Source organism: Mitsuaria sp. 7 (genome assembly GCF_001653795.1).
Lineage (GTDB): Bacteria > Pseudomonadota > Gammaproteobacteria > Burkholderiales > Burkholderiaceae_C > Roseateles.
The window spans coordinates 2787690-2812938 of the sequence record NZ_CP011514.1 but is presented as its reverse complement, the minus strand read 5'-3'; the positions used below and the strand labels follow the sequence as shown (position 1 = coordinate 2812938).

21 protein-coding genes are annotated in these 25249 nt (G+C 70.2%); 10 read left to right on the top strand and 11 right to left on the bottom strand.

Annotated elements, in window-relative coordinates; translation table 11 throughout:
* The first annotated feature begins 239 nt into the window (after window positions 1-239).
* Both ABE85_RS12395 and ABE85_RS12390 read left to right on the top strand, forming a co-directional pair.
* Window positions 240-1505, top strand: a complete 1266-nt coding sequence (locus tag ABE85_RS12395) for a hypothetical protein (RefSeq protein WP_157522287.1) — start codon at window positions 240-242, stop codon at window positions 1503-1505.
* 196 nt (window positions 1506-1701) lie between these two features.
* Window positions 1702-2787, top strand: a complete 1086-nt coding sequence (locus tag ABE85_RS12390) for a hypothetical protein (RefSeq protein ID WP_157522284.1) — start codon at window positions 1702-1704, stop codon at window positions 2785-2787.
* Window positions 2788-2794: 7 nt separating this feature from the next.
* Here ABE85_RS12390 and ABE85_RS12385 read toward each other — a convergent pair whose 3' ends face one another.
* Entirely contained in the window at window positions 2795-4459 is a 1665-nt protein-coding gene (locus ABE85_RS12385) for an asparagine synthetase B (protein ID WP_082938567.1), read from the bottom strand.
* A 225-nt stretch (window positions 4460-4684) separates the two neighbouring features.
* Between ABE85_RS12385 and ABE85_RS12380 the strand changes: the two genes are divergently transcribed.
* Window positions 4685-5797 carry a hypothetical protein gene (locus ABE85_RS12380; RefSeq protein WP_067274665.1) on the top strand — a complete coding sequence of 371 codons (1113 nt, stop codon included), beginning with the start codon at window positions 4685-4687 and terminating at the stop codon, window positions 5795-5797.
* A complete protein-coding gene (locus ABE85_RS12375) occupies window positions 5794-7017 on the top strand; it encodes a glycoside hydrolase family 99-like domain-containing protein (RefSeq protein ID WP_082938566.1) in 1224 nt (407 codons plus the stop codon). The genes ABE85_RS12380 and ABE85_RS12375 overlap by 4 nt, the downstream gene beginning before the upstream one ends.
* A 124-nt stretch (window positions 7018-7141) precedes the next feature.
* Here the strand turns inward: ABE85_RS12375 and ABE85_RS12370 are convergent, their stop codons facing one another.
* The 9 genes from ABE85_RS12370 to ABE85_RS12330 are packed head-to-tail and all read right to left on the bottom strand — an operon-like array spanning window position 7142 to window position 16685.
* Complete coding sequence (locus ABE85_RS12370; protein ID WP_067274662.1) at window positions 7142-8485, bottom strand: 3-deoxy-D-manno-octulosonic acid transferase; 1344 nt, start codon at window positions 8483-8485, stop codon at window positions 7142-7144.
* Complete coding sequence (locus ABE85_RS12365) at window positions 8478-9932, bottom strand: lipopolysaccharide biosynthesis protein (RefSeq protein WP_067274660.1); 1455 nt, start codon at window positions 9930-9932, stop codon at window positions 8478-8480. Before ABE85_RS12365 ends, ABE85_RS12370 begins: the two co-directional genes overlap by 8 nt.
* Window positions 9929-11089, bottom strand: a complete 1161-nt coding sequence (locus ABE85_RS12360) for a GNAT family N-acetyltransferase (protein WP_231993292.1) — start codon at window positions 11087-11089, stop codon at window positions 9929-9931. Before ABE85_RS12360 ends, ABE85_RS12365 begins: the two co-directional genes overlap by 4 nt.
* On the bottom strand, window positions 11086-12375 hold the full coding sequence (locus ABE85_RS12355) for a glycosyltransferase (protein WP_067274656.1): 1290 nt from the start codon (window positions 12373-12375) through the stop codon (window positions 11086-11088). The genes ABE85_RS12360 and ABE85_RS12355 overlap by 4 nt, the downstream gene beginning before the upstream one ends.
* Window positions 12376-12385: 10 nt before the next feature.
* A complete protein-coding gene (locus ABE85_RS12350) occupies window positions 12386-13615 on the bottom strand; it encodes a DegT/DnrJ/EryC1/StrS family aminotransferase (RefSeq protein WP_157522281.1) in 1230 nt (409 codons plus the stop codon).
* A gap of 16 nt (window positions 13616-13631) precedes the next feature.
* A complete protein-coding gene (locus ABE85_RS12345; protein WP_067274651.1) occupies window positions 13632-14432 on the bottom strand; it encodes a hypothetical protein in 801 nt (266 codons plus the stop codon).
* A gap of 39 nt (window positions 14433-14471) precedes the next feature.
* The gene (locus tag ABE85_RS12340; RefSeq protein ID WP_231993291.1) at window positions 14472-15446 is read right to left on the bottom strand and encodes a hydrolase 1, exosortase A system-associated; all 975 of its coding nucleotides are present in this window, start codon (window positions 15444-15446) and stop codon (window positions 14472-14474) included.
* Window positions 15443-16393, bottom strand: a complete 951-nt coding sequence (locus ABE85_RS12335; protein ID WP_082938564.1) for a hydrolase 2, exosortase A system-associated — start codon at window positions 16391-16393, stop codon at window positions 15443-15445. The genes ABE85_RS12340 and ABE85_RS12335 overlap by 4 nt, the downstream gene beginning before the upstream one ends.
* Before the next feature lie 40 nt (window positions 16394-16433).
* Entirely contained in the window at window positions 16434-16685 is a 252-nt protein-coding gene (locus tag ABE85_RS12330; RefSeq protein WP_067274648.1) for an acyl carrier protein, read from the bottom strand.
* A gap of 129 nt (window positions 16686-16814) precedes the next feature.
* Between ABE85_RS12330 and ABE85_RS12325 the strand changes: the two genes are divergently transcribed.
* The 6 genes from ABE85_RS12325 to ABE85_RS12300 all read left to right on the top strand — a co-directional run bounded on the left by ABE85_RS12325 (window position 16815) and on the right by ABE85_RS12300 (window position 24539).
* Window positions 16815-18419: an acyl-CoA ligase (AMP-forming), exosortase A system-associated gene (locus tag ABE85_RS12325; RefSeq protein WP_067274645.1), complete on the top strand. Its 1605-nt coding sequence runs from the start codon at window positions 16815-16817 to the stop codon at window positions 18417-18419.
* Window positions 18420-18560: 141 nt separating this feature from the next.
* Window positions 18561-19766 carry a pyridoxal-dependent decarboxylase, exosortase A system-associated gene (locus tag ABE85_RS12320; RefSeq protein ID WP_067282581.1) on the top strand — a complete coding sequence of 402 codons (1206 nt, stop codon included), beginning with the start codon at window positions 18561-18563 and terminating at the stop codon, window positions 19764-19766.
* Window positions 19763-20797, top strand: coding sequence for an acyltransferase (locus ABE85_RS12315; RefSeq protein WP_067274642.1), 1035 nt, complete (start codon window positions 19763-19765; stop codon window positions 20795-20797). Before ABE85_RS12320 ends, ABE85_RS12315 begins: the two co-directional genes overlap by 4 nt.
* A gap of 51 nt (window positions 20798-20848) precedes the next feature.
* Window positions 20849-21736, top strand: a complete 888-nt coding sequence (locus tag ABE85_RS12310; RefSeq protein ID WP_067274639.1) for a sialate O-acetylesterase — start codon at window positions 20849-20851, stop codon at window positions 21734-21736.
* Between the two features lie 200 nt (window positions 21737-21936).
* Window positions 21937-23742: a retroviral-like aspartic protease family protein gene (locus ABE85_RS12305; RefSeq protein ID WP_157522278.1), complete on the top strand. Its 1806-nt coding sequence runs from the start codon at window positions 21937-21939 to the stop codon at window positions 23740-23742.
* Between the two features lie 140 nt (window positions 23743-23882).
* Complete coding sequence (locus ABE85_RS12300) at window positions 23883-24539, top strand: GAF domain-containing protein (protein ID WP_067274633.1); 657 nt, start codon at window positions 23883-23885, stop codon at window positions 24537-24539.
* A gap of 31 nt (window positions 24540-24570) precedes the next feature.
* Here ABE85_RS12300 and ABE85_RS12295 read toward each other — a convergent pair whose 3' ends face one another.
* Entirely contained in the window at window positions 24571-25149 is a 579-nt protein-coding gene (locus tag ABE85_RS12295; protein ID WP_082938563.1) for a nucleotidyltransferase family protein, read from the bottom strand.
* Window positions 25150-25249: the final 100 nt, after the last annotated feature.

The following is a 25249-nucleotide window of genomic DNA, read 5'->3' as shown; positions in this document are numbered from 1 at the left end:
GCTCTTGAGCGGCGCAGCGAGTTGCGCCTGCACATGCCGCCGTGAAGTGCCGCTGGGGATCGCCGCTATCCGGACGCAAAAGTTCTAGGGATGGAACTTCGGTTGTCGGTCGACAAACACCCCCAAAAGATTGCCGCCGGTTCGTGGGCGCGACGCAACGACTGACCCCGTTTCGCCGCCCCCGTTGAAATTCGACGTGTTCGGACGGGCTAAGAATTTGTGGTCTGGAGGTGTCATCCATGCTGCAACTGCTTGATCGTGTTCTCGACCGCTTTCGCGGTGTCTCTCGTCCCGATTCACGTTTCGACGTCCTGTCAGATCCGGCGATCTTTCGTCGTCCGGAACTGGCCAGCCGGATGGCGTCCGCGCTGATGTCCCACGACCATGCATCCGGACTTTTCCTTACGGCGCCTCGTCGTACGGGAAAGTCCACGTTCATCCAGCGCGACCTCACTCCCGCGCTCGAACGCGAGCATGGCGCACTGGTGCTCTATGCGGATCTCTGGAGGCGACGGAGCGAGGATCCTGGAACGGTGATCGTGGAGTTGATCAACCAGGCCGTGAAGTCACATGAAGATCAGGCTCGACGAATGTTCGATCGCCTCAGCCTCTCGCGTCTGAAGGTGCCGGGTTTCGAATGGGAATTCAAAGGTGAGCAGGGCGTGCGTGATCCATCGCTCTGCGAGTCGCTGGAGCGCCTGTCCGATCTGGCCAAGCAGACGGTCGTGCTCATCATCGATGAAGTTCAGCAGACGCAGTCGACGAGTCTGGGCCGCGATGTGCTCTACATGCTCAAGTCGGCGCGGGATCACTTGAACGGCTGTGACAAGCTGAAGTTCCGTTTGCTCGCCACGGGCTCACACCATGAAAAGATCGTCGGACTCGTGCTGGACAAGCACCAGGCCTTTCTCGGCGCGAACATGGAAACGATGCCGACATTGGGTGAAGAGGGCTATCTCCGCTGGGAGCGTGCGTTGCACGGCCCGATCTTCCAACCCTCCCTGCCAGCCATGGCCCAGGTTTTCGAGATCTGCCTGCGCCGACCGGCGGACTTTCACAAGGTCTGCCGTGGTGTCGTGACTGCAGGTCGCTACGCGGAGGAGACCGATGATGAGGCGCTGATCCGCTTCGCGCGCGGCCGGGTCGACGTCGAGAAGCGTCAGCTTTTCGTCCGGCTTCAATCGTTGGAACCCATCGAGCAAGCCGTGTTGCGACTGCTGGCCGAAGACGGGGAGAAATTCACGCCGTTCTTTCCGCCGGCGAAGCGGCGGCTGAACGCGATGCTGGCGGTACTGGAGGGCGAGAGCCGCCCGGAAGTCTCCGACGCCACCATCCGGATGGCGCTGGACCGACTCTGCGACGCCAAGCTGATATGGCGAGGGGACGGTCCCTACGTGCTTGAAGAGAGTCAATTTGCAGACTGGTTGCTCGAACGCGATCCGGTCGTCCTTGCGCCAGTGCCGGCGAAGGTGTTGCTGCAAGGGCCGGCGGCAGAGGCCGCGTAGGGAGGAAGTTGTGTCGCCACTGCTTGCCGCTCAACCCCGACGAGTCCATGCTTGCGCTCGTGTCGGCGCCAAGGCGCCTGCCGATCTGTTCCACCGACGCGAGCTCGCACTGTCGTTCGCCGACACCCTGATGTCCGCCGTCGGCCGAAAGGGCATGCTCCTCAGCGGGCCGCGTCAGATTGGAAAGAGCACCTTCGTGCAATGGGACCTCATCCCGGTCCTGGAAGAAGTGCATGACGCCCATGTCGTCTACATCGACCTCGCGGTCGACCTGGAAGTGGATCCTTCCGTGTCTATCCCCTTGGCGTTGCGCGACGAGGTCCGGGTGTTCGACGGGTTCGTCATGCGCGTGGCCCGCGGGTTGGGACTGACCAACATCCGGCTCGGAGGGCTGGAGATGGCGGTGGAACAGGCGCAGTCCACGTACTCGAAGCGCACTTTCGGATTGCTCCAGACCCTGGCGCGGGCGTGCAAGCGCCCGTTGGTGATCGTGCTGGACGAAGTGCAGCTCTGCCAGCAGAGCGACCCGGCGCGTCGCGCGCTGGCGTCGCTGACGCGGAGCGCCGTCCGGTTGAATCGGGACGGCCTTGTCGTCCGCGTCCTGGCGACCGGATCGCATGCGCACAAGCTGCGCAAGCTCGTAGCCAACAAGCAGGAGGCGTTTTACAGCGCCCACGTCCGTGCCTTGCCCCGTCTCGGGGATGACTTCGTCGACTGGGTGCGGACACGACTGGCGCCGCGTTGCCGCCCGGATGCGGACCTCATGGTGCGGGGCTTCGATACCCTGCTGCATCGACCGCTGGAACTGATGGATGTCTGCGATGCCTTGCGCGATACCGGCGCGCGCTCGCAGTCCGCCGCGGATCAGGTCTACCAGTTGCTCGTCGATGAACGGGCGACGGAAGGGCGAGAACAGCTCATCGCCAGGATGCGAACGCTGTCCGCGCTGGAACTGGCCCTGGTGCGCGTGATGGCGGAAACCGGGCCTCGATTCGCACCCCACCTGATGTGGTGCAAGCAGAGGACGGCCGCGTTGATCGAGGTGATGCAGGGCGTGCCGCCGGGCAGCCCTCCGTCCACGGCGGAGATCGATGTCGCGCTGGACGGGCTGGCCAACAAGGAGATCATCTGGCGCGGCCTGGGTTTCGCGTTCGAGGAACAGCGCTATGCACCATGGATCCTCGCGATGAATCCCGCGACCGACTTCCAGGTGGAGTTCGACGAGTCCTCGGCGATGCCGGGTGAAAGACCCGGTCTGACCGTGCCCGTGCTGCTCTCCTGAAGCGCGCTCACACGCGGTAATTCGGCCGCCGCCCCCGCAGCCACTGCTCCAGCATCATCAGGATCCACACCATCTCGCCGTAGTACCCGGGGTGCTCCGGCAGCCGTTCCTTGAGCAGGCTGCGGATGAACTCCGGGCGGACGATGCCGCGCGTGGACAGGCTGCCCAGCGAGTCCTCCGCCAGCGCGCGCAGGTTGGCGTCTCGCGTCGCCCAGACGCCGAAGGGCAGGCCGAAGCCCTGCTTCTTCTTGACGATGATCTCGTCGGGCAGGAAGCCGCGCAGCGCCTCCTTGAAGAACCAGCGCAGCTGCAGCCCCTTGAGCTTGTAGTCCGCCGGCAGGCGCTCGGAGAAAGCCAGCAGCTCGTCGTCCAGCATCGGGAAACCGACCGAGGTCCCTGCCAACCGTGTCGTGCCCACGACCTTGGGCAGGTCGGTGTCCGCCAGCGTGTAGCGCCAGTCGAAGGCCAGCATGCGGTCGACCAGCTTGCCGGTCTTCAACCCGTTCCACACCTGACGCTGCTGCTTCTGCGGGCCCAGCGGATCCACGCGTCGCAGGAAGTCCGTCTCCAGCACGTCGGCCATGCCCAGTCTCGTGAGCAGGTTGTAGCTCTGCAGCCGGTCCGGCATCGGCACGCGCGCCTGGTCGATGTAGCTCGCGCCCTTCTTCAGCAGCGGCAGCTTGCCGATCGGCGAGCCGAACACCGGCTGCAGCACGAAGTCCCGCAGCGGCCCCGGCACGTTGCCGTACCAGGAGAACACCGTCTGCTTCGCATAGCGCGTGTTGCCGCCGAAGAGCTCGTCCCCGCCGTCGCCGGCCAGCAGGTGCCGCACGCCGTTGTCGTAGGCCCGGCGGGCGCAGTAGTAGGCCGGCAGCGCCGAGCTGTTGCCGAACGGCTGGTCGTAGTGCGTCGCGACCTTCGCGATGCCGTCCACCAGATCCTTGGGCGTCACGTAGTACTCGTGATGCCGGGCGCCGAAGTGTTTGGCCGCGATGCGCGCGAAGGCCATCTCGTCGTAGCCCTCGGCCTCGAAGCCGATCGAGTAGGTGTCCACCGGCCGTCCCGCGACGCGGCTCATCATGCCCGCCACCGTCGAGCTGTCCGTGCCGCCGCTCAGGAAGCAGGCCGCGTCCGGCGCGTGCATCGCGCGCTGCACGGAGCGCTCCAGGATCTCCTTGAACTCGACCTTCAGGTCCTCGAACCTCGGTGCCGGATCGGCGCGGAAGGTCGGCGTCCAGTACGGCGTCACGCGCAGCTCGCCGCGCTCGAAGACCGCCACGTGCCCCGGCGGCAGCCGGAAGATGTTGCGGAACACGGTCCGCGGCGACGGGATCACATGGAAGTAGAGGTAGTCGAACAGCGCCTGCGGATCGAGGTCGACGTCGTCGCCGGCCAGGTCGTCCGCGCGGGTCGCGAACTGCAGTTCATGGCCGACGATGCGGTAGCACAGCGGCTCGATGCCGAAGCGGTCCGTCGCCAGCAGCGTGCGTCCGCCGGGCTGCCGCCAGGCCACCGAGAACCGCCCGCCGATCTGCGCCAGCGCCGGGGCCGGATCGGTCGCCGACAGCAGCGTCTGCCACGCGGCGTCGCGTTGCGCGTCGGGCGCATCGGCGGGGAGACCCGGCAGCACCGGTCGACCGGTGGAAAGGAAAGGGGCGGTGCTCGTCGTCATCGTTGTGGTCGGACCGGCGATGCGGCCAAGAGGCAAGGAAAGGCGAGGCCCCGCGGCGCGGAACTCCCCCGGCGGATTCTGGCGTGGAATTGAGTCGGCACGCCCGTCCCCGACCCCACCCACTTGGAGGGCCGCCCTTCGGGGGGAGGTCTCCGACCATGCCGCACAATCGCGGCCTGCCCGCTGTCGGAGGCGGGCGCTGGAGCCGGTTTGCAGATTCACTGGATGCCTCACGCGCTGAACCCGGCCTACGCCGGCGTGCGCCTGCGCTGCCTGATGCCGAGCCGCGAACTGCGCCGCTCGGGGCTGGTGTCGCGCGTGCTGGATCCGGCCTCGGACGCACAGCCGCTGCCCGGCGAGGGCGTGCTCGTGGTCCAGGCGAAATGGCTGCTCGACGCCGGGTCGCCCGCCGCCCTGCGAGACCGCGCCAGACGACTGGCCGAGGCCCGCGATCGAGGCGTCCGGCTGGTGCTGGACAGCTTCGACAACTACTTCCTGAACGAGTCCGGCGATGCAGCCCGTGCGGAGCTGCTGATCGCCTACCGCGAGGCGCTGCCGCTGTTCGCGTTGTTCACCGTGTCCTCGCCGGGTCTGAAGCCCTTGCTCGAAGCGGAGCTTGCGCCCGACCTGCGCGAAGCCGCGCCGGTGCGGGTCGTCGGCGATCCGGTCGAGACGCCGGCCGCCGCGCGGGACTTCGAATCGTGGCCGCACCGCATGCATCCCGGTCGATGGGGCGGGCACTGGCGTGCCTGGCGCGAGTTGCGTGAGCACCGCGCCCAGCGCCGGGTCGCCCGGCAACTGGTGTGGTTCGGCAATCACGGCAGTGCCTACGCGACCGGCGGCATGGCCGAACTCGAGCCGCTGCTCCCGCTGCTGGAGGCCGCCTCGCGACGCCATCCGCTGCGGCTGACGGTGGTCAGCAACTCCGAGCAGCGCTATCGCGAACTGCTCGGCCGCGCCGCCTTCCCGCATCGCTACCGGCCCTGGGACCGGCTGCATTTCCTGTCGCTGCTCGGCGAGCAGGACCTCGTGCTGCTGCCCACCCGCATGACCGCCTTCACGATGGCCAAGAGCAACAACCGCATGCTGCTGGCGCTCGCGCAAGGCGTGCCGGTGATGGCCGATCCCTTGCCCGACTACCAGCCCTGGCGCGCGCACTGCGCGCTGGACGACTGGCAGCACCTCGCCGATCACATCGCCGATCCGGCCCCGCTGGCCGCCCGCGCGCGCGCCGCGATGCCGGCCATCGAGCGCGACTACTCCACGCGCGCCATCGCCGCCCAATGGCGCGAGGCGCTGCAAGCCCCCGATCCCCGATCTTCCCGATCTTCCCGATGAACCGCACGACGCCCGACTCCCTCGCCCCGCCGGCCGGCGCACAGGCGGAAGAACACGCCGGCGGACAAGCCGCCGAACATGCCGACGATCACGCGCAAGCGTCGTCGACGCCGGCCTCCTCGCCCGAGAACCCGCTGGCCATCGCCATCGTGCTGCCGCAGTTCCATCCCTTCCGCCAGAACGACGAATGGTGGGGCAAGGGCTTCACCGAGTGGCGCAACGTCGCCAAGGCCAAGCCGCTGTACGAGGGCCACTACCAGCCGCGCCTGCCGGGCGAGCTCGGCTTCTACGACCTGCGCCTGCCCGAGGCCCGCGCCGCGCAGGCCGAGCTGGCCCGCGAGCACGGCATCGGCGGCTTCTGCTACTACCACTACTGGTTCACCGGCGAGCGCCTGATGGAGCGCCCGATCGAGGAGATCCGCGCCAGCGGCGAGCCCGACTTCCCGTACTGCCTGGCCTGGGCCAACGAGAACTGGACCCGCGCCTGGAACGGCAAGGACCGGGAGATGCTGATCGAGCAGCGCTATTCGGACGAGGACGACGAGGCGCACATCCGCACGCTGCTGCCGCACTTCCGCGATCCGCGCTACATCCGCATCGACGGCAAGCCGCTGTTCATCGTCTACAAGGTCGACCACCTGCCCGATCCGCAGCGCACGCTGGCGACGTGGCGCCGCATCGCGCGCGAGGAGGGCGTCGGCGAACTGACGCTGGCCCAGTTCGAATGGAGCGGCACCGGCTCCGGCGCCGATCCGCGCAAGGTCGGTCTGGACCTGTCGATCGAGTTCGCGCCGGACTGGCGGCGGCTGGGCGGCAAGCACTTCACCGGCTGGAAGTCGCGCCTGGCGATGAAGCTGGGCTTCCTGCCCAAGGCCTACGGCGAGCACAACTTCTTCGACTACGACCGCATGGTCGACGGCGTGCTGGCCAAGCCGGTGCCGGACTACCCGTTCCTGCGCTGCGTCAGCCCCGGCTTCGACAACAGCGCGCGGCGCTCGTCCGGCGGTGCGACGATCCTGATGAACAGCACGCCGCAGCGCTATCGCCGCTGGCTGGAGGCCGCGCTCGCGTGGACGCGCAAGCACCAGCCGCCGAAGCGTCAGGTCGTGTTCATCAACGCGTGGAATGAGTGGGCCGAGGGCAACCACCTCGAGCCTGATGCGGTGAACGGCCGCACGCTGCTGGAAGCGACGCGTGAGGCGTTGAAGCACAAGGACTGACCCCCAGGCCCGACGTCCTCGGTGGGTCAGGGACGGCAAGGCGCGAGGTTTCGGCGCTTGACGCCGGGGCCTTGCGCCTTGGCGGCCAAGCGCGCCGCTGTTGGCAGTCGAGGGACCTGACCAGTTAGCGCCCGATCCGAGGCGCGCAGGCGGCCTGGTGCCGCGCTACCGATCCTCGCATCGACGCCAGCGCATCTTCGGTGCGCCGCAGGTCGTCGGCGATGCGCGGCGCGTGCTCGATCGCAGCCAACCAGTAGTCGCACATCGAGCCCGCGTCGTCGCACTCATGCAGCACGCCGCGATCGCGCAGCAGCCGGTAGACCGGATACGAGGGATAGGTCGTGTCCCACCCACTGCGGATGGTCAGCGGCTTGTTCAACCCCAGCGGCTCCAGCACGTTGTGGTCCACGCCCACATGCGCGACCGTCGCCGCCGCGTAGAAATCCCGCAGCTCGCCGACGGTGTCCAGCACCAGGCATTGCACGTCGGCCGCGAGCGGCGCGTCCTCGATCTGCGAGCGCCGTGTGACGCGCAGTCCCGCCTCGCCGAGCTGGCCCAGCAACTGGCCCATGCGCTCGAGGTTCTCCGGATGCCGCGGCGCCAGGATCAGCAGCGCATCGGGATGCGTGCGCCGCAACTGCGCGAACGCCGTCAGCACCTGCTGCTGCTCGGGCAGCTCGGTGACGCAGCCGCCGACCACGATGGGCCGGGCCGACGCGAGCAGGTGCCCGAGCAGGCGCGGGCTTCGCGTCGCCTGCTCCACGCCCCAGTCGGCGCGGCGCATCGCGTCGAACTTCATGTTGCCCGTCACCTGCAGCCGCTCGCGCGGCGCGCCACGCGCCTCGAGCTGCCGCGCGGTCTCGGCATCCTGCACGCACAGCACGTCGAAGGCGTTCAGGAAGTCCCGTTCCAGCAGCCGTCGCTCCATCTGGTCGAGCCGGGCCGGCGGGTCGTAGTGGTACAGCCAGCCGTTGAGCATCAGCGTGGCGGCGTTGTGCCGGCGCGCCTCTCGCAGGAAGGCGTAGGAGAAGCGGCAGGGCGCCTCCGACGGCAGGCAGGGGATCTCCGCCACCGCCAGCATCGCCGGCGGCAGCAGGCGGGCGAGCCGCAGCGCGTCGGCGCTGTGGCCGCGGCTGGTGCAGACCACCGCCTGCGGCAGCCGCGCGAGGTAGGCGTCGCGGTAATGCGGGTGCTCGGTGATCAGCACGGGCCGCAGGTCGGGCCGTTGCGCGATCAGCCATTCGATCATCGGCGCGACCGCGTTCAGCTCGCCGATCGTGGTCACGTAGAACCACAGCGCAGGCCCCGACGCGTCCGCCGGCGTCACCGAGAACGCGCCCAGCGTGTTGTTGCCGCGCAGGTCGCTGAGACGCTCCAGCGCGCGGAACATCGCCCAACGCAGCGTCTCGCCGGGGCGGATCGGCGCGGGGGTGGCGGGCACGGCCAGGGACGGGGTCAGCTCAGGCATGGCGGCTCCGCAGATGGGTCAGGGCGCGGCGGACCTCGGTCATCGCCGGATGCCGCAGCAGCGCGGCGCAGGCCAGCCACGCGCCGGCGCCCGCGACCACGCACAAGGCGATGCGCGGGATCAGCGGCAGGCTCAATTCGTAGCTGACGAGCTGCGCCAGCCCGAGGCCGGCGCAACAGCCGACCGTCAGCTGCACGCTGACCCAGCTGGGCGCGAACAGCTCGCGCGGCGTGGCCTTCAGCACCTCGGTCAGATGGCGCGTGTACATCGCGACCTGCACCAGGTTGCCGATGACGAAGACCGCCGCCACCGCGTGCAGGTTCCAGAACGCGGCGATGCCGACGCAGGCGAGGTGGGTCGGTCCGTACCAGAGCGCCACCGACAACCGGCGGCGGATCTGTCCGGTCGCCGCCAGCGCATTGGGCGCGAGCATCGTCAGCGCGTAGGGCAGGCCGGCCAGTGCGAGCAGCGTGGCCAGCGGCGCGGCCTCGTGCCACTGCGGACCGAAGAGCAGCGCGATGATGTCGCCCGACATCAGCGCCACGCCGCCCATGAAGGGCCAGGCGATGCCGGTGAAGATCGCCGTGCCTTTCGCGTACGGTCCGACCAGGCTGTGCCCGGCGCGATGGTCCGCCGCGAGCGCGGGCGTCGCGACGCGCAGGATGGCCGAGCTCACCGTCTGTCCCAGCAGGTCGATCAGCCCCGTCGCGCGGCTGAACAGGCCCAGCGACGTGAAGCCGAAGACCTTGCCGATGATCAGTTCGTGGCCGTTGCGCGAGCCCGATTCCACCATCCGCGAGCCGGTGAACATCGCGCCGAAACGCAGCTGCCGGCCCGCGCCGCGCAGGCGCGGCATCAGCAGCGCGTCGCGCGGCCGCAGCCAGACGAGGATGAGCACCTGCACGGCGATGCCGGCCACCGGCCCCCAGGCCAGGCTCATCGCGCCATGGCCGCTCCAGGCCAGCGCGATGCTGGTGGCGGAGTTGGCCGCGTTGGCGCTGACCTGCACGACGAAGACCTTGTGGAAGGCCATCTCGCGGTTGAGCAGCGCGAAGGACGGCGAGGCCAGCGGCAGCATCACGAAGTTGAGGCTCAGCACCAGCAGCAGGTCCGCCAGCAGCGGCTCGTGGTACCAGTCGGCCAGCAGGAAGCGGCCGACCAGGATCACCAGCGCGATGCTCCACGCCATCATCAGCGTGATGGTGAAGGCGCTGCGCAGCTTCTCGCGGTCGAGCTCGCGCTCCTGGATGAGGTACTCGCTGACGCCGAAGTCCCGCAGGATGGACGCCAGGTTGGTGACCACCGCGCACAGTGAATAGACGCCCACCTGCGTCGGCGTCAGCAGCCGGGCCAGGATCATCGTGGTCGGCACGGTGATCAGCAGGCTCAGATAGCGCTCGGCGAAGGACCAGGCCAGCGCGCCTCGCACGGACGGGCTCTTGCTCATGCCGGGGCTTCTTCCGTCTTGGCCGGAGCCTCTTCGGTCTTCGCGGCCGGCTCCGCTTCGCCCCGGCGCAGCAGGCGCTTGAGCGCCGGCACCCAGCGCCAGCGGTAGAGCGTGGCGTGATAGACCGGACGCGCCTCGGCGGTCCAGCGCGTGTGCCATTCCATGACCTTGCCGTAGAACTCGATGCGGCGGATCGGCCCGCCCGCGGCGGCCGCGTCGAACAGCTGCTGGAACTGCAGCTGCCGCATCAGCGTCGACGGCGACACGGCCTTGTGCGCCTCGTCGTAGGCGGTCTTGAGGATCACGATCTTGCCGCCCGACTCGATGCACAGGTCCATCGCGACGACGGCGTCGTCGAACCAGTACTGGTACAGCCGGACGCGGCCGGCGCGCGCGAACGCTTCCAGCATCGCGCGATAGAACTCGTACTGCGGATGGCCCGGCGCGATCGCCGTGCCTTCGGAGCCCTTCCAGCCGCTCGCTTCCAGCCGGCCGTAGTCCGTCAGCGCGGGCGCGACGTCCTCGGGCCGCGTCAGGCATTCCAGCCGCGTGACGGTGCCGGCGGTGTCCAGCTTCTTCTGCTGCTTCTTCAGGTTGGTGCGCAGGTTCTTGCCGCGCGTCTCCCAGTAGGTCTCGAAGTCGCCGGTCAGGTCGACCCAGGCCGTGTCGATGTAGTCCTGGCCGCGCCAGCGCGTGTTGTCGGCGGCACGCGGATGGAACAGGCTGTCGATCTGCGTCAGGCCCAGCGCGAGCGCGGGCAGGGGCAACGCGCGCAGCAGGCCGTCGGCCAGCGGCTCGAGCGCTTCGCCGCCGGCGCTCAACCAGGCGCCCAGCGGCAGCTGCGACGGTTGGAAGGTCGTCCATTGCGCGGTGCCGGCGGGCGTCACGATCGCCGCGGCGTGAGGGGCCTTCGGATCGCCGAGCAGTGCGAGCCGCTCGCGGCCGGTGCCGAAGACGCCCAGCAGCGGCGCGAGAAAGGCGCTCTCCAGGAAGGGCAGGCCGGCGACGCGCGCCTGCAGCGCGTCCCACGCGGCGGCATGCGGCGCGAAGGCGGCCGCGTCGGGCAGCGGAATCAGGGTCCAACGCAGGGAAGTCGAGGAGGTCACGGTAGGCAAGGGCTTCTGGGGCGTCGGGGTCGTCGGGGTCGTCGGGGTCATGGGCGGGCCTCGGCGGTAGGCATCTGGGGGGCGCAGGCCTCGTCGAGCACGCGGGCGAGTTCGCCGGTGCGGGACTCGCGCGAGGCGGCGGCGATGGCCGGCGGCGCGGGCAGCGCGGCACGGTCGTGGAACAGGTCGTCGAGGAAACGGTCGAGCACGGCGGCGACGCCGGGACCGTCCTCCAGCGCCGCGTTGTGCGGCAGGCCGGCGCGGCGCATCAGCTGCGCGGTGTCGCCGGCCGGATCGGCCAGCGTCAGTACCGGCCGGCGCGCGCGCAGGTACTCGTAGGCCTTGGCGGGAATCTGGTCGTTGCAGTCGTTGGACTGCAGCAGCAGCAGGCCGTCGGCGCGCAGCATCTCGGCCAGCGCGTCGGCGTAGGGAACCGGCGGTGCGAGTTCGACCAGGTCGGCCACGCCCAGGCGCAGCGCGAGCTCGCGGACGAAGTCGTCGTGCGCGGTCGCGCGCAGCCGCAGCCGCAGTCGCGATGCATCGATGCGGCCCGCGGCTTTCGCGGCGGCGAGCGCCTCGAACAGCCGCACCGGGCTGCGCCAGTCGGGATAGACGACGCCGCTGTGCAGCAGCAGGCGCGGGCCGGTGCGGCGCGCCTCTGCGCCGCTGCGCTCGTTGTCGATCTGAACTGAGCGTTCGGCTTGTCGGAACGCGTCCTCGCTGTAGCCGTTCTCGATCACGCGGATGCGGTCGGCGGCGGCGGGGAATCGCTTCGCATAGAGTCGCGCCGCGCCGGGTGTCGTGAAGGTGAATCGCGACGCGCGTGCGAAGACCTTGCGCTCGACCGCGGCGAAGCTCCGCCACAGCACCGGATCGGCAGGGTAGCCGTCATGCGCCATCGGATCGCGGAAGTCCGCCACCCAGGGCAGGCCGCTGAGTTTCGACAGCCAGTAGCCGATCAGGTGCGCGGTCGGGATCGGATAGGTGCTCCAGATCGCGTCGGGGCGGGTCTCGCGGATCAGCTTCAGACCGGCCGGCACGGCGCCGAGCAGCCAGCTGTGCCAGCGATCCGGGCGCGCCAGGAAACCGGGATAGCGGCCCGCGATCGACAGGTGCCGCGCGGCGTCCAGCGCGAAGGCACGGCGCACGATCAGGTCCTCCGGGATCTCCTCGACGAGGTCCGTCCCGGTCTGCGCATGCACGCGGGGATGCGCGGTCAGCAGGCTCGGCGTCCAGCCCGACGCGGGCAGCTGCTGCGCGAAGCGCAGCGCGCGCTGCACGCCGCTGGTCCCCGCCATCGGCGGGAACTGGAAGGAGACCATGAGCACGCGCCGCATGACCTGACCCTCAGCGCGGCGGCGCGGCGGCGGGGGTGATGAACAGGCGCTCGACCTGCTCGACGATGCGGCGCAGGTCCGCATCGCTGAGATCCTGGTGGCAGGCGAGTTGCAGTACGTGGTGCGACCACGACTTGCCGGCGTCGCCCGGCAGCGCGGGCACGCCGGGCCAGAGCCGGTCCCAGCGCGACACCGGCACGCCGAGCTTGCGCATCTCGGCGTAGCCGGGATCGGGCGTGCGCACCCACAGTGGGAACACGTAGGGCGCGCAATCCGGCGGCAGCGTGGGCAGCAGCGGATGCACGCCGTCGCGGCCCGAGAAGGCCTCCGTGAAGAACGCGTAGTGGTGCCGGCGCGCCTCGACGATGCGACGCCGCGGCACGCGCCGCGAGATCCATCCGCAGGCATGCGTCAGCGCGCGGTGCGACAGCGGCAGGTCGATCAGCGCCATGTTGGCGTCGATCTCCCCGGCCTCGTCGAGCTCGCCGTGGCGGCTGGGCGCGATCGCAGCGCCGCCTTGTTGTCCGGCGCCTCCGCGCACGAGCTGGCGCAGCGCGCTCTTGAGCGCGAACGCGCCGCGGATCAGCCGGTTCAGGCCGGTCAGGCGGTCGTGCGCGGCGCCCATGTGGAGGATGTCGGAGCCCGCCTTGATCTGGTCGATCCGCGAGGCCGGCGTCAGCGCGGGCATCGTGAGGTCGGCGCGGTTGAGCGCGAGGATGCCGCCCTCGGGCGTCGGGAAGAACTTGGTCAGGCTGGCGATGGCGACGTCGCCCCACGAGCCGATCGGCCGCGATCCGGCGCGACCGAACATCGCGTGCGCGCAGTCTTCGATCAGCGCGATGCCGCGCGCGTCGCACCAGGCGCGCACCGCTTCCATCGGCTGCGGTAGCCCGAAGTAGTGCGGCACCAGCAGCGCCTTGGTGGCGGCCGGCACGTGGGCAGAGAGCCAGTCCAGCCGCGGCGCGCCGTGCTCGTCGATCGGATAGAAGGCCGCGTCCGCGCCCAGCGTCTTCACCGGCGAGACCATCGTCGGGCAGTGATACGTCGGCAGCAGCACCAGGTCGCCGGGACCGACGTGCAGGCACTCCAGCGCGAGCAGGATCGCCGCGCGGCCGCTGGTGGTCGGCAGGTGGCGCGGATGGTCGAGCAGGCTGTGCTGGTCGATGTGCGCGGCGCCCGCGAAGGTGCGCCAGCCGATGACCGGCAGTCGCGGTGCGAGCATGGTGGGCGGCGGGCTCAAGTCGGCGGCCTTCGGGTCAGCGGGCCGTCGCCGGCGCCGCGGATTCCGGGGCGGAGGCGGAGGCGGCCGAGCCGGCGGGACCCGGCGCGGGCGACCCCTCCGGCGCCGACGCGGCCTCGCCGGGCATCCGGATGTCGGCGGGCCAGCGGTTGATCGCCATCAGGCGCTGGCGCAGGATCGGGTGCGTCATGCCGGCGCCGTAGGCGCGGCGCGCGGCGTCGACGGCCACGTCGACTTCATTGAGGTCCATCGCGACCATGCCGACGTTGTAGACCGAGAACGGGTTGTCGCCGGCCGCGGCCAGCTTGTTCGCGGCCTCCAGCTGCTCCTTGGCGGCGGCGGCCTTGCCCTTGCCGTTCAGGAACCCGGCGTAGATCAGGCGCACGATGATGTCATCCGACTTCCAGGTCAGCGCGCGCTTGAAGTAGCAGTCGACGGTGAACAGCGCCTCGGGCGGCTGGTCGCGCTTGGTGCGCTCGCCGTAAAGCATCATCGCGATCAGCGCACGGTGGTGGTTCGGGAAGGCGCGCAGCGTGTAGTCGATGTCGCTGCCGATGCTGCCGCGCTTGCACTTGACCAGCGCCTCGCAGGTGTCGATGAAGTGGGCGCCCTCGACCATCTGCAGCGGCGACATCTGCTTGGTCACCGGATCGATCTCCGGCATGTCCTTGTAATGGCGGTAGTCGTACGGACCGTAGTTGTTGGCCAGTCCGCCGCAGCCGATCCCCTGCGCGACGGCGGCGTGGGCGGCGACGGCGCCGGCCAGCGCCAGCGCGAGGGTGCGCCAGCGGGCGCGGGGGAGTGCGGGAACGGACATGGCGGGGCTCCGGTGGGGCCGGGTGTACCGGTCAGGCGGTCAGGTGGCGGCGGGCACGCCGCGGACGAAGGCGGCGGTGAGCCGTTCGACGTGGGCGCGCCAGGCGGCGGTCGAGAAGGTGTGGTCCGCGTCGGGCAGGTCCTCGCGGCGCAGGCCGGGCCGGTTCAGCAAGCCCTGCCAGGCGGGGCCGCCGTCGCGGCAGCGGTCCAGGAATTCATTGGCGCAGACGTCGTCGCCCGACAGGATCAGCAGCACCGGACCGCCGAAGGCGCGCAGGCCGTCGGCCATCTGCTCGGTGTAGTGGCGGGTGTCGGCGGGGCCGGCCGGGCGCGAAGAGTGCTCCGAGGCGGCCGACGCGCGGCTGGTCGCGAGCTTGCCCAGCAGCTCGCGCACGGCACCCAGGCCCACGCGGCCGCTCAGCAGCTTGCGCCAGAACGCCGGCTGGCGCAGCCGGTCGAGGTAGTAGTGCTTGACCTGCGCGCGGGCCAGGCTGGTCGCGGTGCGGACCCAGGGATTGGCCAGGCACAGGCCCGCGACGCGCGGGTCGCGGCGGCGGTGCACGTAGAGCAGCGCGGCGGACGCGGCGTCGCACAGGCCCCAGAGCACCACGCGCTTGAGCGACGGGTGTTCGCGCTGCCAGGCGTCGATCGCGGCGGCGATGTCGGCGTCGACCTGCTCGAAGTCGCGCTGATCGCCTTGCGCATCGCCCATGCCGCGGTAGTCCAGCCGCAGGCAGGGCACGCCGGCGCCGGCGAGCGCGCGGCCCAGCAACGTGAACTGGCGATGGCTGCCCACGCGGTACTGCGGGCCGCCGACGATCAGCAGCACGCCGGTGTCGGGGGCAGGTCTTGCCATGACGTCGGCTGCTGCTGCGGATGCGGATGCGGATGCGGAGGCCGAGGGGCCCGCGTAAGCGGCCGCGACCGGCTCGCTCAACAGCCCGACCAGCGCCTGGCCGTCGCAGTCGATGCGCAGCACGCTGTCGCGGTGCGCGGGCGTGGGCATCGCGTTCATGCGGTCACCGCCTCGACCGGTCGGGTCGCGAAGTCGGCGCCTGCGGTCAGCGCGGCGAGGCTGGCCTCGATCAGGCGCGGCGCTTCCTCGATCTCGGTGGCGGCCCAGAACGACGGGCCCTGGCTGACGGCGGCGCGCACGTCGACGCCTTGCGCGGTCCACGCGTCGACGGCCATCGACGCGGCGGGCGTGAGCGTCGCGTCCTCGCGCGGCGAGAGTTCCAGCCACGCGACGCGGCGCACGCGCGCCGACGGCTTCAGCTGGGCGGATTCCAGGCCTTCGGCCAGTGCGGGCGCGAGCAGGTAGCCGGCGATCTCCACGGCTTCGCCGCGCGCGAGCTGGTCGCGCATGGCCTGGACGGCACCCTTGGCCTGGCCGCCGATGAGATCGGCCGCGACACGCAGGCGCATGAATTGTTGGAGCTGGAGCTTGCCGGCCGTCATCGGTTGCCAGAGCAGCAGATGCAGCGGCCGGTCATTCAGTGTCTCGAAGGCCGCGGGCGCGAGCAGCGCGCCGGCACGCAGGCCCCACAGCCAGAACGGCGCCTTCACGCCGTCCGGGCCGGGCAGGGCGCGGGCGTCCAGCCAATCGGCCGCCAGACGCACGTCGTCCTGCCAGCGCGCCCAGGAGGCGTCGCCGAAGTCGCCGCTGCTGTCGCCGCAGCCGAGCAGGTCCATCGTCAGCACCTCGAAACCGGCGGCGGCGAACGCACGCGCGGCGAGGGCGGTCATGCGGCGGGACTTGTTCATCTCCTCCGCGAAGGGCGGCAGGAGCAGGATCTGGCCGCGAGGAGGCGCGGTGGAGACCGCGGCGGTCGATGCGGCGGCCGACGTGGCGGAAGCCGCCGGCACCCCGGCGGGATAGTGGACGCACAGCCGCTGTCCGCCGACGCCGTCATCCAGGAAGAACGGCGTGGATGAGGGGGGAGGCGTCGTGGCGGCGGCCATGAGCGGAGGTGGCGCGGCGATCGTGGCGGCCCGGGCGCCGTCAGGCGGCGAGCTTGCCGTTCACGAAGTCGAGCAGCGCGCCGACGGTGGCGAAGGTGGCGCCGTCGATCTCGTCGTCGTCGACGACGATGCCGAACTGTTCCTCGAGCGCGGTGATCAGGCTGACGACCGCCATGGAGTCGAGCTCCGGGATCGCGCCCAGCAGCGCGGTGTCGACGGTGAAGTCCTTGGCGCGGCCTTCCAGGCTGAGGACGTCGTCGAGGATGGCGAGCAGGTGTTGTTGGCTGTTCATGGTCGGGGAGGATCTTAACTGTCGCCCTCTGGGGGAACCCCTGGGGCGCCCCCTCATCCCAAGGGGATCCGGAGGGATCCGCCGGGCTTCGTGCAGGATTGCCAGGGGGCCGCGTGAGATACTTTTTTGATGACCGCCGCCATCGACAGCCACCTGCTTCCGCACCTGATCTGGCACAGCGCCGAGCGTGATCCGGCGGCCCCGGCGCTGCGCGACGGCGCCCGCGCGCTGGACTACGCCGAACTGGCCGCGCAGGTGCGCGCGCTGGCCAACGGCCTGCTGTCGCTGGGCCTGCAGCGGGCGGAGCGCGTCGGCATCTACCTGGACAAGCGGCTGGAGACGGTGGTCGCCAGTTTCGCCGCGCCGGCCGCGGGCGGCGTGTTCGTGCCGGTCAACCCCATCCTCAAGCCCGAGCAGGTCGGCTTCATCGTGCGCGACTGCGATGTTCGCGTGCTGATCACCTCTCGTGACCGTTTCGCGTCGCTGCGGACCGTGCTGGCGGAGTGCCCCTCAGTGCGGCACGTCGTGGTGGTCGATCCCGCTCCCGACGCGGCACCCGACGGCTGGGTCCGCTACAGCGACCTGCTGGACGCACCGGCGCAGACCGCGCACCGCGTCATCGACACCGACATGGTGGCCATCCTCTACACCTCCGGCTCCACGGGCCGGCCCAAGGGCGTGGTGCTGTCGCACCGCAACATGGTGGCCGGGGCGAAGAGCGTCGCGAGCTACCTCGGCAACCGTCCCGAGGACCGCCTGCTCGCCGCGCTGCCGCTGTCCTTCGATGCCGGCTTCAGCCAGCTGACGACGGCCTTCCATGCGGGCGCGTCGGTGTCGCTGCTCAACTACCTGATGCCGCGCGACGTGCTCAAGGCGCTGGAGCGCGATCGCATCACCGGCCTGACGGCGGTGCCGCCGCTGTACATCCAGCTGGCGCAACTGGAATGGCCGGCGGCCATCGACGCTCAACTGCGCTACTTCGCCAACACCGGCGGGCGCATGCCGCGCGAGACGCTGAACCTGCTGCGCCAGCGCGTGCCGTCGGCGCAGCCTTTCCTGATGTACGGCCTGACGGAGGCCTTCCGCTCGACCTACCTGCCGCCGGAGGAGGTCGACCGCCGGCCCGATTCGATCGGCAAGGCGATCCCCAACGCCGAGATCCTGGTGCTGCGCGAGGACGGCACGCCCTGCGCGCCCGATGAGCCGGGCGAGCTGGTGCACCGCGGCGCGCTGGTCGGCCTGGGCTACTGGAACGACGCCGAGAAGACGGCCGAGCGCTACAAGCTGCTGCCGCCCGGCGTGGCGGGCCGCGAGGCCGGGCTTCAACTGCCCGAGTACGCGGTGTTCTCCGGCGACAACGTGCGCAGGGACGCTGAAGGGTTCCTCTACTTCATCGGCCGCCGCGACGAGATGATCAAGACCTCCGGCTATCGCGTGAGCCCGACCGAAGTCGAGGAGATCCTGTACGCGACGCAGCTGGTCGGCGAATGCGTGGCCTTCGGCGTGGACCACGCGACGCTGGGCCAGACCATCCAGGTGATCGCGACGCCGCCGGCCGGCGCCGACGCGCTGGACAGCGCCGCGCTGCTGGCGCTGTGCAAGGCCCGCATGCCGGCGTACATGATTCCCGCCGGCATCGAGGAGAAGGCCGGCCCGCTGCCGCGCAACCCCAACGGCAAGATCGATCGCAAGCTGCTGAGCACCGAGTGGGTGGCGAAGCAGGAAGCGCAGTGATCCTGCTCGCGAACCCGCTGACCACCTTGCCGACGACCCGCCCGGCGACCCTGCAGACGAACTGGTAAAGACTCCGTGAGCAACGACGACATCAAGACGCCCGCCGCCGCGCCCGCCAAGGCCGCGCCGCAACATGCGCCCATGGACCAGTTCGTCGCGCGCGACGGCGTGCTGCAGATCGGCGGCCAGCCGCTGACGCGGCTCGCGGACCGCGTGGGCCGCACGCCGTTCTACGCGTATGACCGCGCGCTGCTGACGCGGCGTGTCGAGGAACTCCGCGCCGCGATGCCCGCGAAGCTGGAGCTGCACTTCGCGATGAAGGCCAACCCGATGCCGGCGCTGGTCGCGCATCTCGCGACGCTGGTGGACGGCATCGACGTCGCTTCGGCCGGCGAGCTGCAGGTCGCGCTGGACGCCGGCGCCGATCCGCGCGAGATCAGCTTCGCCGGTCCCGGCAAGAGCGTGCTGGAGCTCAAGCAGGCGCTGGCCGCCGGCATCCTGATCAACCTCGAATCCTTCCGCGAGGTCGAACTGCTGCGCACGCTGTGCGCGGAGACCGGCTACGCGGCGCGCGTCGCGGTGCGCGTCAATCCGGACTTCGAGCTGAAGTCCTCGGGCATGAAGATGGGCGGCGGTCCCAAGCAGTTCGGCGTCGACGCCGAGCAGGTGCCGGAACTGCTGGCGCGCATCGGCGAGGCGGGTCTCGGTTTCGAGGGCTTCCACCTCTTCGCCGGCTCGCAGAACCTGAAGCCGGAAGCGATCGTCGAGGCGCAGCTCAAGAGCTTCGAGCTCGCGCTGCGCCTGGCCAAGGACGCGCCGGCGCCGGTGAAGGTGCTCAACCTCGGCGGCGGCTTCGGCATCCCGTACTTCCCCGGCGAGCAAAGCCTGGATCTGACCACCATCGGCGCCAACCTCGCCGCGCTGATCGAGCGCGCCGCGGTCGAGCTGCCGCAGGCCAAGCTGGTCGTGGAGCTCGGCCGCTACCTGGTCGGCGAAGCCGGCGTCTACGTGTGCCGCGTCGTGGACCGCAAGGTCTCGCGGGGTCAGGTCTTTCTCGTGACCGACGGCGGTCTGCACCACCACCTGGCGGCCTCGGGCAACTTCGGCCAGGTGATCCGCAAGAACTACCCGGTCGCGATCGGCAACCGCATCGGCGGCGAGCCGGAGGCGGGCGTGTCCGTGGTCGGGCCGCTGTGCACGCCGCTGGACCTGCTGGGCGAGCGCATGACGCTGTCGCACGCGGAGCCGGGCGATCTGGTGGTCGTCTTCCAGTCCGGCGCCTATGGCATCACGGCCAGCCCGCAGGGCTTCCTGAGCCATCCGGGGGCCGCGGAGGTCCTGGTGTGAGCTCCGCCCCGCGCCTGGCGCAGCTCGATGCCCTGCGCGGCGTCGCGGCGCTGGCGGTGGTGCTGTTCCACTACACGACGCGCTACGACCAGCTCTTCGGTCACGCGCAGCCGCCGGCGGTTTCGTTCCCGTACGGGTACCTCGGCGTCAACCTGTTCTTCATGATCAGCGGCTTCGTCATCTTCATGACGCTGGAGCGGACCGCGCGACCGATGGACTTCGTCGTCTCGCGCTTCAGCCGGCTCTACCCGGCGTACTGGGGCGCGATCCTGCTGACCTTCGCGCTGACCCACGCGATCGGCCTGCCCGGCAAGACGGTGGGCTGGGACGTGCTGCTGGTCAACGTGACGATGGTGCAGGGCTTCTTCGGCGTGGCGCATGTCGACGGCGTGTACTGGACGCTGGAAGTGGAGCTGCTGTTCTATGCCTGGGCGCTGTTGAGCTTCCGCTTCGGCGGCGCGGCGGGGCTGCGGAACTTCCTCTTCGCGTGCCTGGCGCTGCGGCTGGTCTATGCGGCGGCGAAGAGCTTCTGGGGCGTCGACCTGCCGTGGATGGGCCAGCGCTGGCTGCTGCTGCCCTACATCTGCTGGTTCGCGCTCGGCGTCACGGTCTACCGGTTGAGCCGCAAGGACAGCGCGTCCGCCTGGGACTGGGCGTTGGCGGCGGCCGCGATGCTGGTGATCGGGCTCGTCGAGGACTGGGGCCTCGCGGCCCTCGCGGCGGTGTTCTATGCGGTCCTCTTCGGCGCGGCGCGCGGACGCTGGACCTGGCTGGAGCATCCGGTGCTGCTGTGGCTGGGGGCGATCTCGTACACGCTGTACCTGCTGCACGAGAACATCGGCTGGGCCGTGCTGCGCCGGTTCGAGGCCTGGGGCGTGGAGGTGCACGTCGCCATCGCGCTGACGATGGCCCTGTCGGCGGCGCTGGCGCACGGCCTGACGACCTGGGTGGAACAGCCGGGGATGCGCTGGCTCCGCGACCGCTATCGCGCGCGTTCGCCCGCGTCGAAGGCAGCACCAGCCGGAGGCTGATCGCGGGGCGGAGACAATGCGCGCTTCCCCTGCTGTTGACGACGCTCCCTGATGACCGAAGAACGGAAGAATCCCCTGATCCCGCTGGCGATCGTCGCGGTGGCGCTGCTGTCCTGCGGCGGCATGATCGCGGCGGGCGTGGCGATGCTGCGCAACGGCAAGGCGTCGACCCCCGCGGATGACCTCGCGCAGCGGATCACCGCCATCCACGACATGCCGGTGACGGCGCCCGACTGCGGCACGGTGTTCAAGAACGAACAGCCCGTGGTGATCGTCGTGATGGGGCAGTCCAACGCGGCCAACCACGCCGATCCGATCCCGCCGGCCGCCGCGCCGGTGCCGCCGATGCCGGTGCTGCACCTGGGCGGATGCGGTCTGGCGAGCTCGCCGGTGCCGGGTGCCACCGGCACGGGCGGCAGCCTCTGGCCTGCGGTGAACCAGGCATTGGGCGGACGCTGGCAGGGGCACCCGATCGTGTGGGCGGTGGTGGCGGTGGACCGCAGCACGATCGCCGAATGGACCGATCCCGACAGCGCGCTGCGCAGCTACTGGCAGACGCAGATGGACCGCATCAAGGGCACGCGCTGGCCGGTGGCCGCGGTGCTGTGGCAGCAGGGCGAAGCCGACGCGCGCGACCGCACGGCGATGGCCGACTACCGCGACGCGCTCGCGGCCTTGCGCGCCGGCGTGGCCCTGCGGGGCGTCGACGCGCCGTGGTGGATCGCGCGGTCGACCTACTGCCCGCCGCACGACGGCGGCCAGGTGCGCGAGGCCGTGCGCGAGCTGCTCGTCATTCCCGACAGCGGCTTCCGCGCGGGGCCGGACACGGACACGCTCGGCCAGCCGCTGCGCAACGGCTGCCACTTCACGGTGGACGGCACGGCGCGCGCGGCGGCGTTGTGGGCGCAGGCGCTGAAGCCGGCGGCGACGGGGCAATAAGACGGCGAAAGAAAGACGGCGAAAGTAGGACGGCGAGCAAGGATCACGACAGGGGTTGTCGCGATCCCGTGCAGGCAACGTTGGGAAATCGTTGAGCCTGCGGCGATCGTGTCGCGGGGACGTCGATTCCCCCTTCGGTAGGGGCGTTTCCGACGCTTGGGACGGGTATCGTCAGCCTCCAATATTCCAGGGAGGAACGATTGAGCTCACGCCGACTTGCGCCAATGCTGGCGCTGATCCTGGTGGCCACGGGGGCTGCCGCCGCGGACGAACCGGGCAAGGCCCGCTGCGGCATCGAGACGATGAACATCCCGGTGCGGCTGGTCGAGCACCGGCCGGTCGCCACCGTGCAGTTGAACGGGGTCGAGGTGCCCATGCTGGTCGACAGCGGCGCCTTCTACAGCATGATGAGCGCGGCCACGGCGGCGCAGCTGAACCTGAAGCTGCGGCGCCCGCCGCCCAACTTCACGATCCACGGACAGGCGGGCTCGGTCGAATCGCTGAGGGTCGCGACGGTGGACGAGGTCGGCCTGCAACTGGCGACGCTGAAGAAGGTGGACTTCTTCGTCGGCGGCAACGAGCTCAACGCCGGGATCATGGGCATCCTGGGCCGCAACTTCCTGTCCGCGGCGGACACCGAATACGACCTCGCGCACGGCATGCTGCGGCTGGTCTTTCCCAAGGGCGACTGCGAGAAGGCGAACCTGGCCTACTGGGCCGGCGACGCGCCGGTGATCGAAGTGCCCATCGAGACCAACGGGCGCCGCAACGACACGGCGGTGCGCGTCCTCACGAAGATCAACGGCGAGCGCGTCACGGCGCTGATGGACACGGGGGCGCCGGGCACCTCGCTGTCGCTGAAGGCGGCGCGGCGCGCCGGGATCAAGGACGCGGACATGAAGCCTTTCGGCCGGACGAGCGGGATCGGCAGCGGTTACGCCGAACGCTGGATCGCCGACATCGAGACCTTCGAGCTGGCCGGCGAGAAGATCACGCGGAACCGGCTGCCGATCAGCGACGTGGACACCTATGACCACGGGATGCTGCTGGGGCTGGACTACTTCCTGTCGCACCGGGTGTACGTGTCGCGGCTGCAGGGCAAGGTGTACGCGACCTGGAACGGCGGGCCGATCTTCGCGCAGGGCCGCCCCGCCGACGCGAGCAACTACGACCAGCGCTATGCGGCGAAGGCCGAGGAGATCGCGGCCGACGATGCCGATGGGTTGATGCGGCGCGGCGCGGCGGCGCTGACGGCGGGCGACCCGAAGCGGGCGCTGGAGGACCTGAACCGCGCCTGCGAACTCAAGCCCGAAGTGGCGGGCTGCTTCGATGCGCGTTCCCGCGTGCATCAGGCGATGAAGCAACCCAAGCTGGCGCTGGCGGACCTGGACACGGCGCTGACGCTGGATCCCTCGCTGGCCGAGGCGCGTTTGCGCCGCGTGCCGCTGCGCGTGGCCGCGGGCGATCGCGACGGTGCGAAGGCGGACCTGACGGCGCTCGATGCGGCCTTGCCGCCGCCTTCGAACCTGCGCATGACGATGGCCGAGTACCACGCCCGCTTCAACCAGGTGCCCGAGGCGCTGAAGCAGTTCGACCTCTGGATCAAGAGCCACCGGAACGACCTGCGGCTGGCCGAGGCCTACAACGGCCGGTGCTGGCTGCGGGCGCGGATGAACGTCGAGGTGCCGCTGGGGCTGGACGACTGCAAGGAGGCGGTTGACCTGGACGGTGACACGCCGGCGTATCGCGACAGCCTGGGCTGGACCTACCTGCGCCTGGGCGACGCCGCCCGCGCGAAGAAGGCCTTCGACAAGACGATAGAACTGAGATCCTGGGCCTGGCCGCTTTACGGCCGCGGGCTGGCGCAGCTCAGGCTCAACGAGACGGAGAAGGGCCGGCAGGACCTGGAGGCCGCGCGCAAGCTGATGCCGACCATCGATGAGGCGGTGAAGAAGGCGGGGTTCGATGCGTTGGTCGGCGCGGACGCGGTGACCAGGTCGGAGTGATGAGCGGACACGTCCGGCGCTGATCGGCGAGGTCCGTCGGCGTCCTGCAACGCCGCCCTTCGTCCTGGGGGCTGGCCCGGTTCTCGGGATCGCGCGATCATGGGTGCTCATGCGTGCGCGACGGCGCGCCGGAGGACTGAATGCCCACCCATTGCCTTGCCGATTCGGAACGCCTGTACGGCCGCTGGCAACGCATGCTGGAAGTCCTGGCGCAGCAGCTCGACATGCCGGTGGCGATGATCAACCTGGTCGACGGCAGCGACCTCGTCTTCTTCGGCGTACGCGACGAGCAGCAGCGTTTCCCGCGCAACGGGCGCCTCGAGCTCGCCGTCAACAGCTACTGCGCCAACGTGATCCGCCGCGGCGAGCACCTGCTCGTCGGCGACGTCCGTCGCCTGCCCGCCATCAGCGATCGCAACCCGACCGCGGCGCTCGGCCTGGTCCACTACTACGGCGAGCCGATCCGCGATGCCGAAGGCACCGTCGTCGGCACGGTCTGCGTGATGGACGAGCGTCCGCGCGAGACCTCGTCCGGCGTGCGCATGCTGGTCACGCTGATGCGCGACGCCATCGAGGACGATCTCCGCGCCTGCACCGAGGTCGAGCGCTCCGAGGCCCGGCATGCCGAGCTCAAGTCCTCCGCGCGCCGTCTGCTCGATGCGATGGCGCGTTCAGGCCTCGGCGAGGCGAGGGCGCTGGAAGCGCTCGGCTTCAGCGCCGATGATCTGGAGAACCACCAGCGTCTGGCTCAGCTCGCGCAGCCAGTCCAGTCAGGCCAGGCAGGTCAAGCGGTCTAGCGGTCTAGCTGTCTGGTGGGGCCGAACGGCGTTACGTCGGCGATTGGATCGTCAGCCACGGCCAGCGCCGCTGGTACGACGCGGCCTTGCGTTCGAAGAGCTTGCGATGCGGCACCAGCGGGTTCATCGCGAGCAGGCCCTGGTACAGACCTGCCAGGCCGTAGGGCGCATAGACCTCGCCGGGTCGCACGCCGACGCAGGTCGACGGCACGAGGAAACGCTCGATGCCTGCGCGCGAGCTGCGCAGAGGCTCGTATGGCTCTCCGAAATCTTCCTCGTACCAGAGGTGCACACGCGCCTGGTTGGCCACCTCGATCGTGATGCCGAGGTCGCCCAGCAACTCGTCCGCGCGGGCCTGGACGCGTCGCTCGGCTTGCGCGCTCAGGTCGTCCGGATCGAAGTAGAAGAGGTCGTAGTCCTTGATGTCGGACGCCGGCGGCTTGCCGTCACGCAGGTTCCAGACGGTCTGGAACAGGCAGCCGGCGACCAGCCAGCCATCGGGCAGCGCGAGCGCCGCCCAGCGGTCCAGGATCGCGCGGTTGTTGGGGTTGGTCAGCAGGTCCGCAACGAAGCGGTCCTGCAGGTTCAGCGACTGGGGTTCGAAGGACATCGTGTCATTCTGGCCCGACCGCCCGAGGTGCTCCGGTCAGTGGAATCCCTCTCTGGCGGACTCCCTCTCCCGCTTGCGGGAGAGGGTGGGGGTGAGGGCC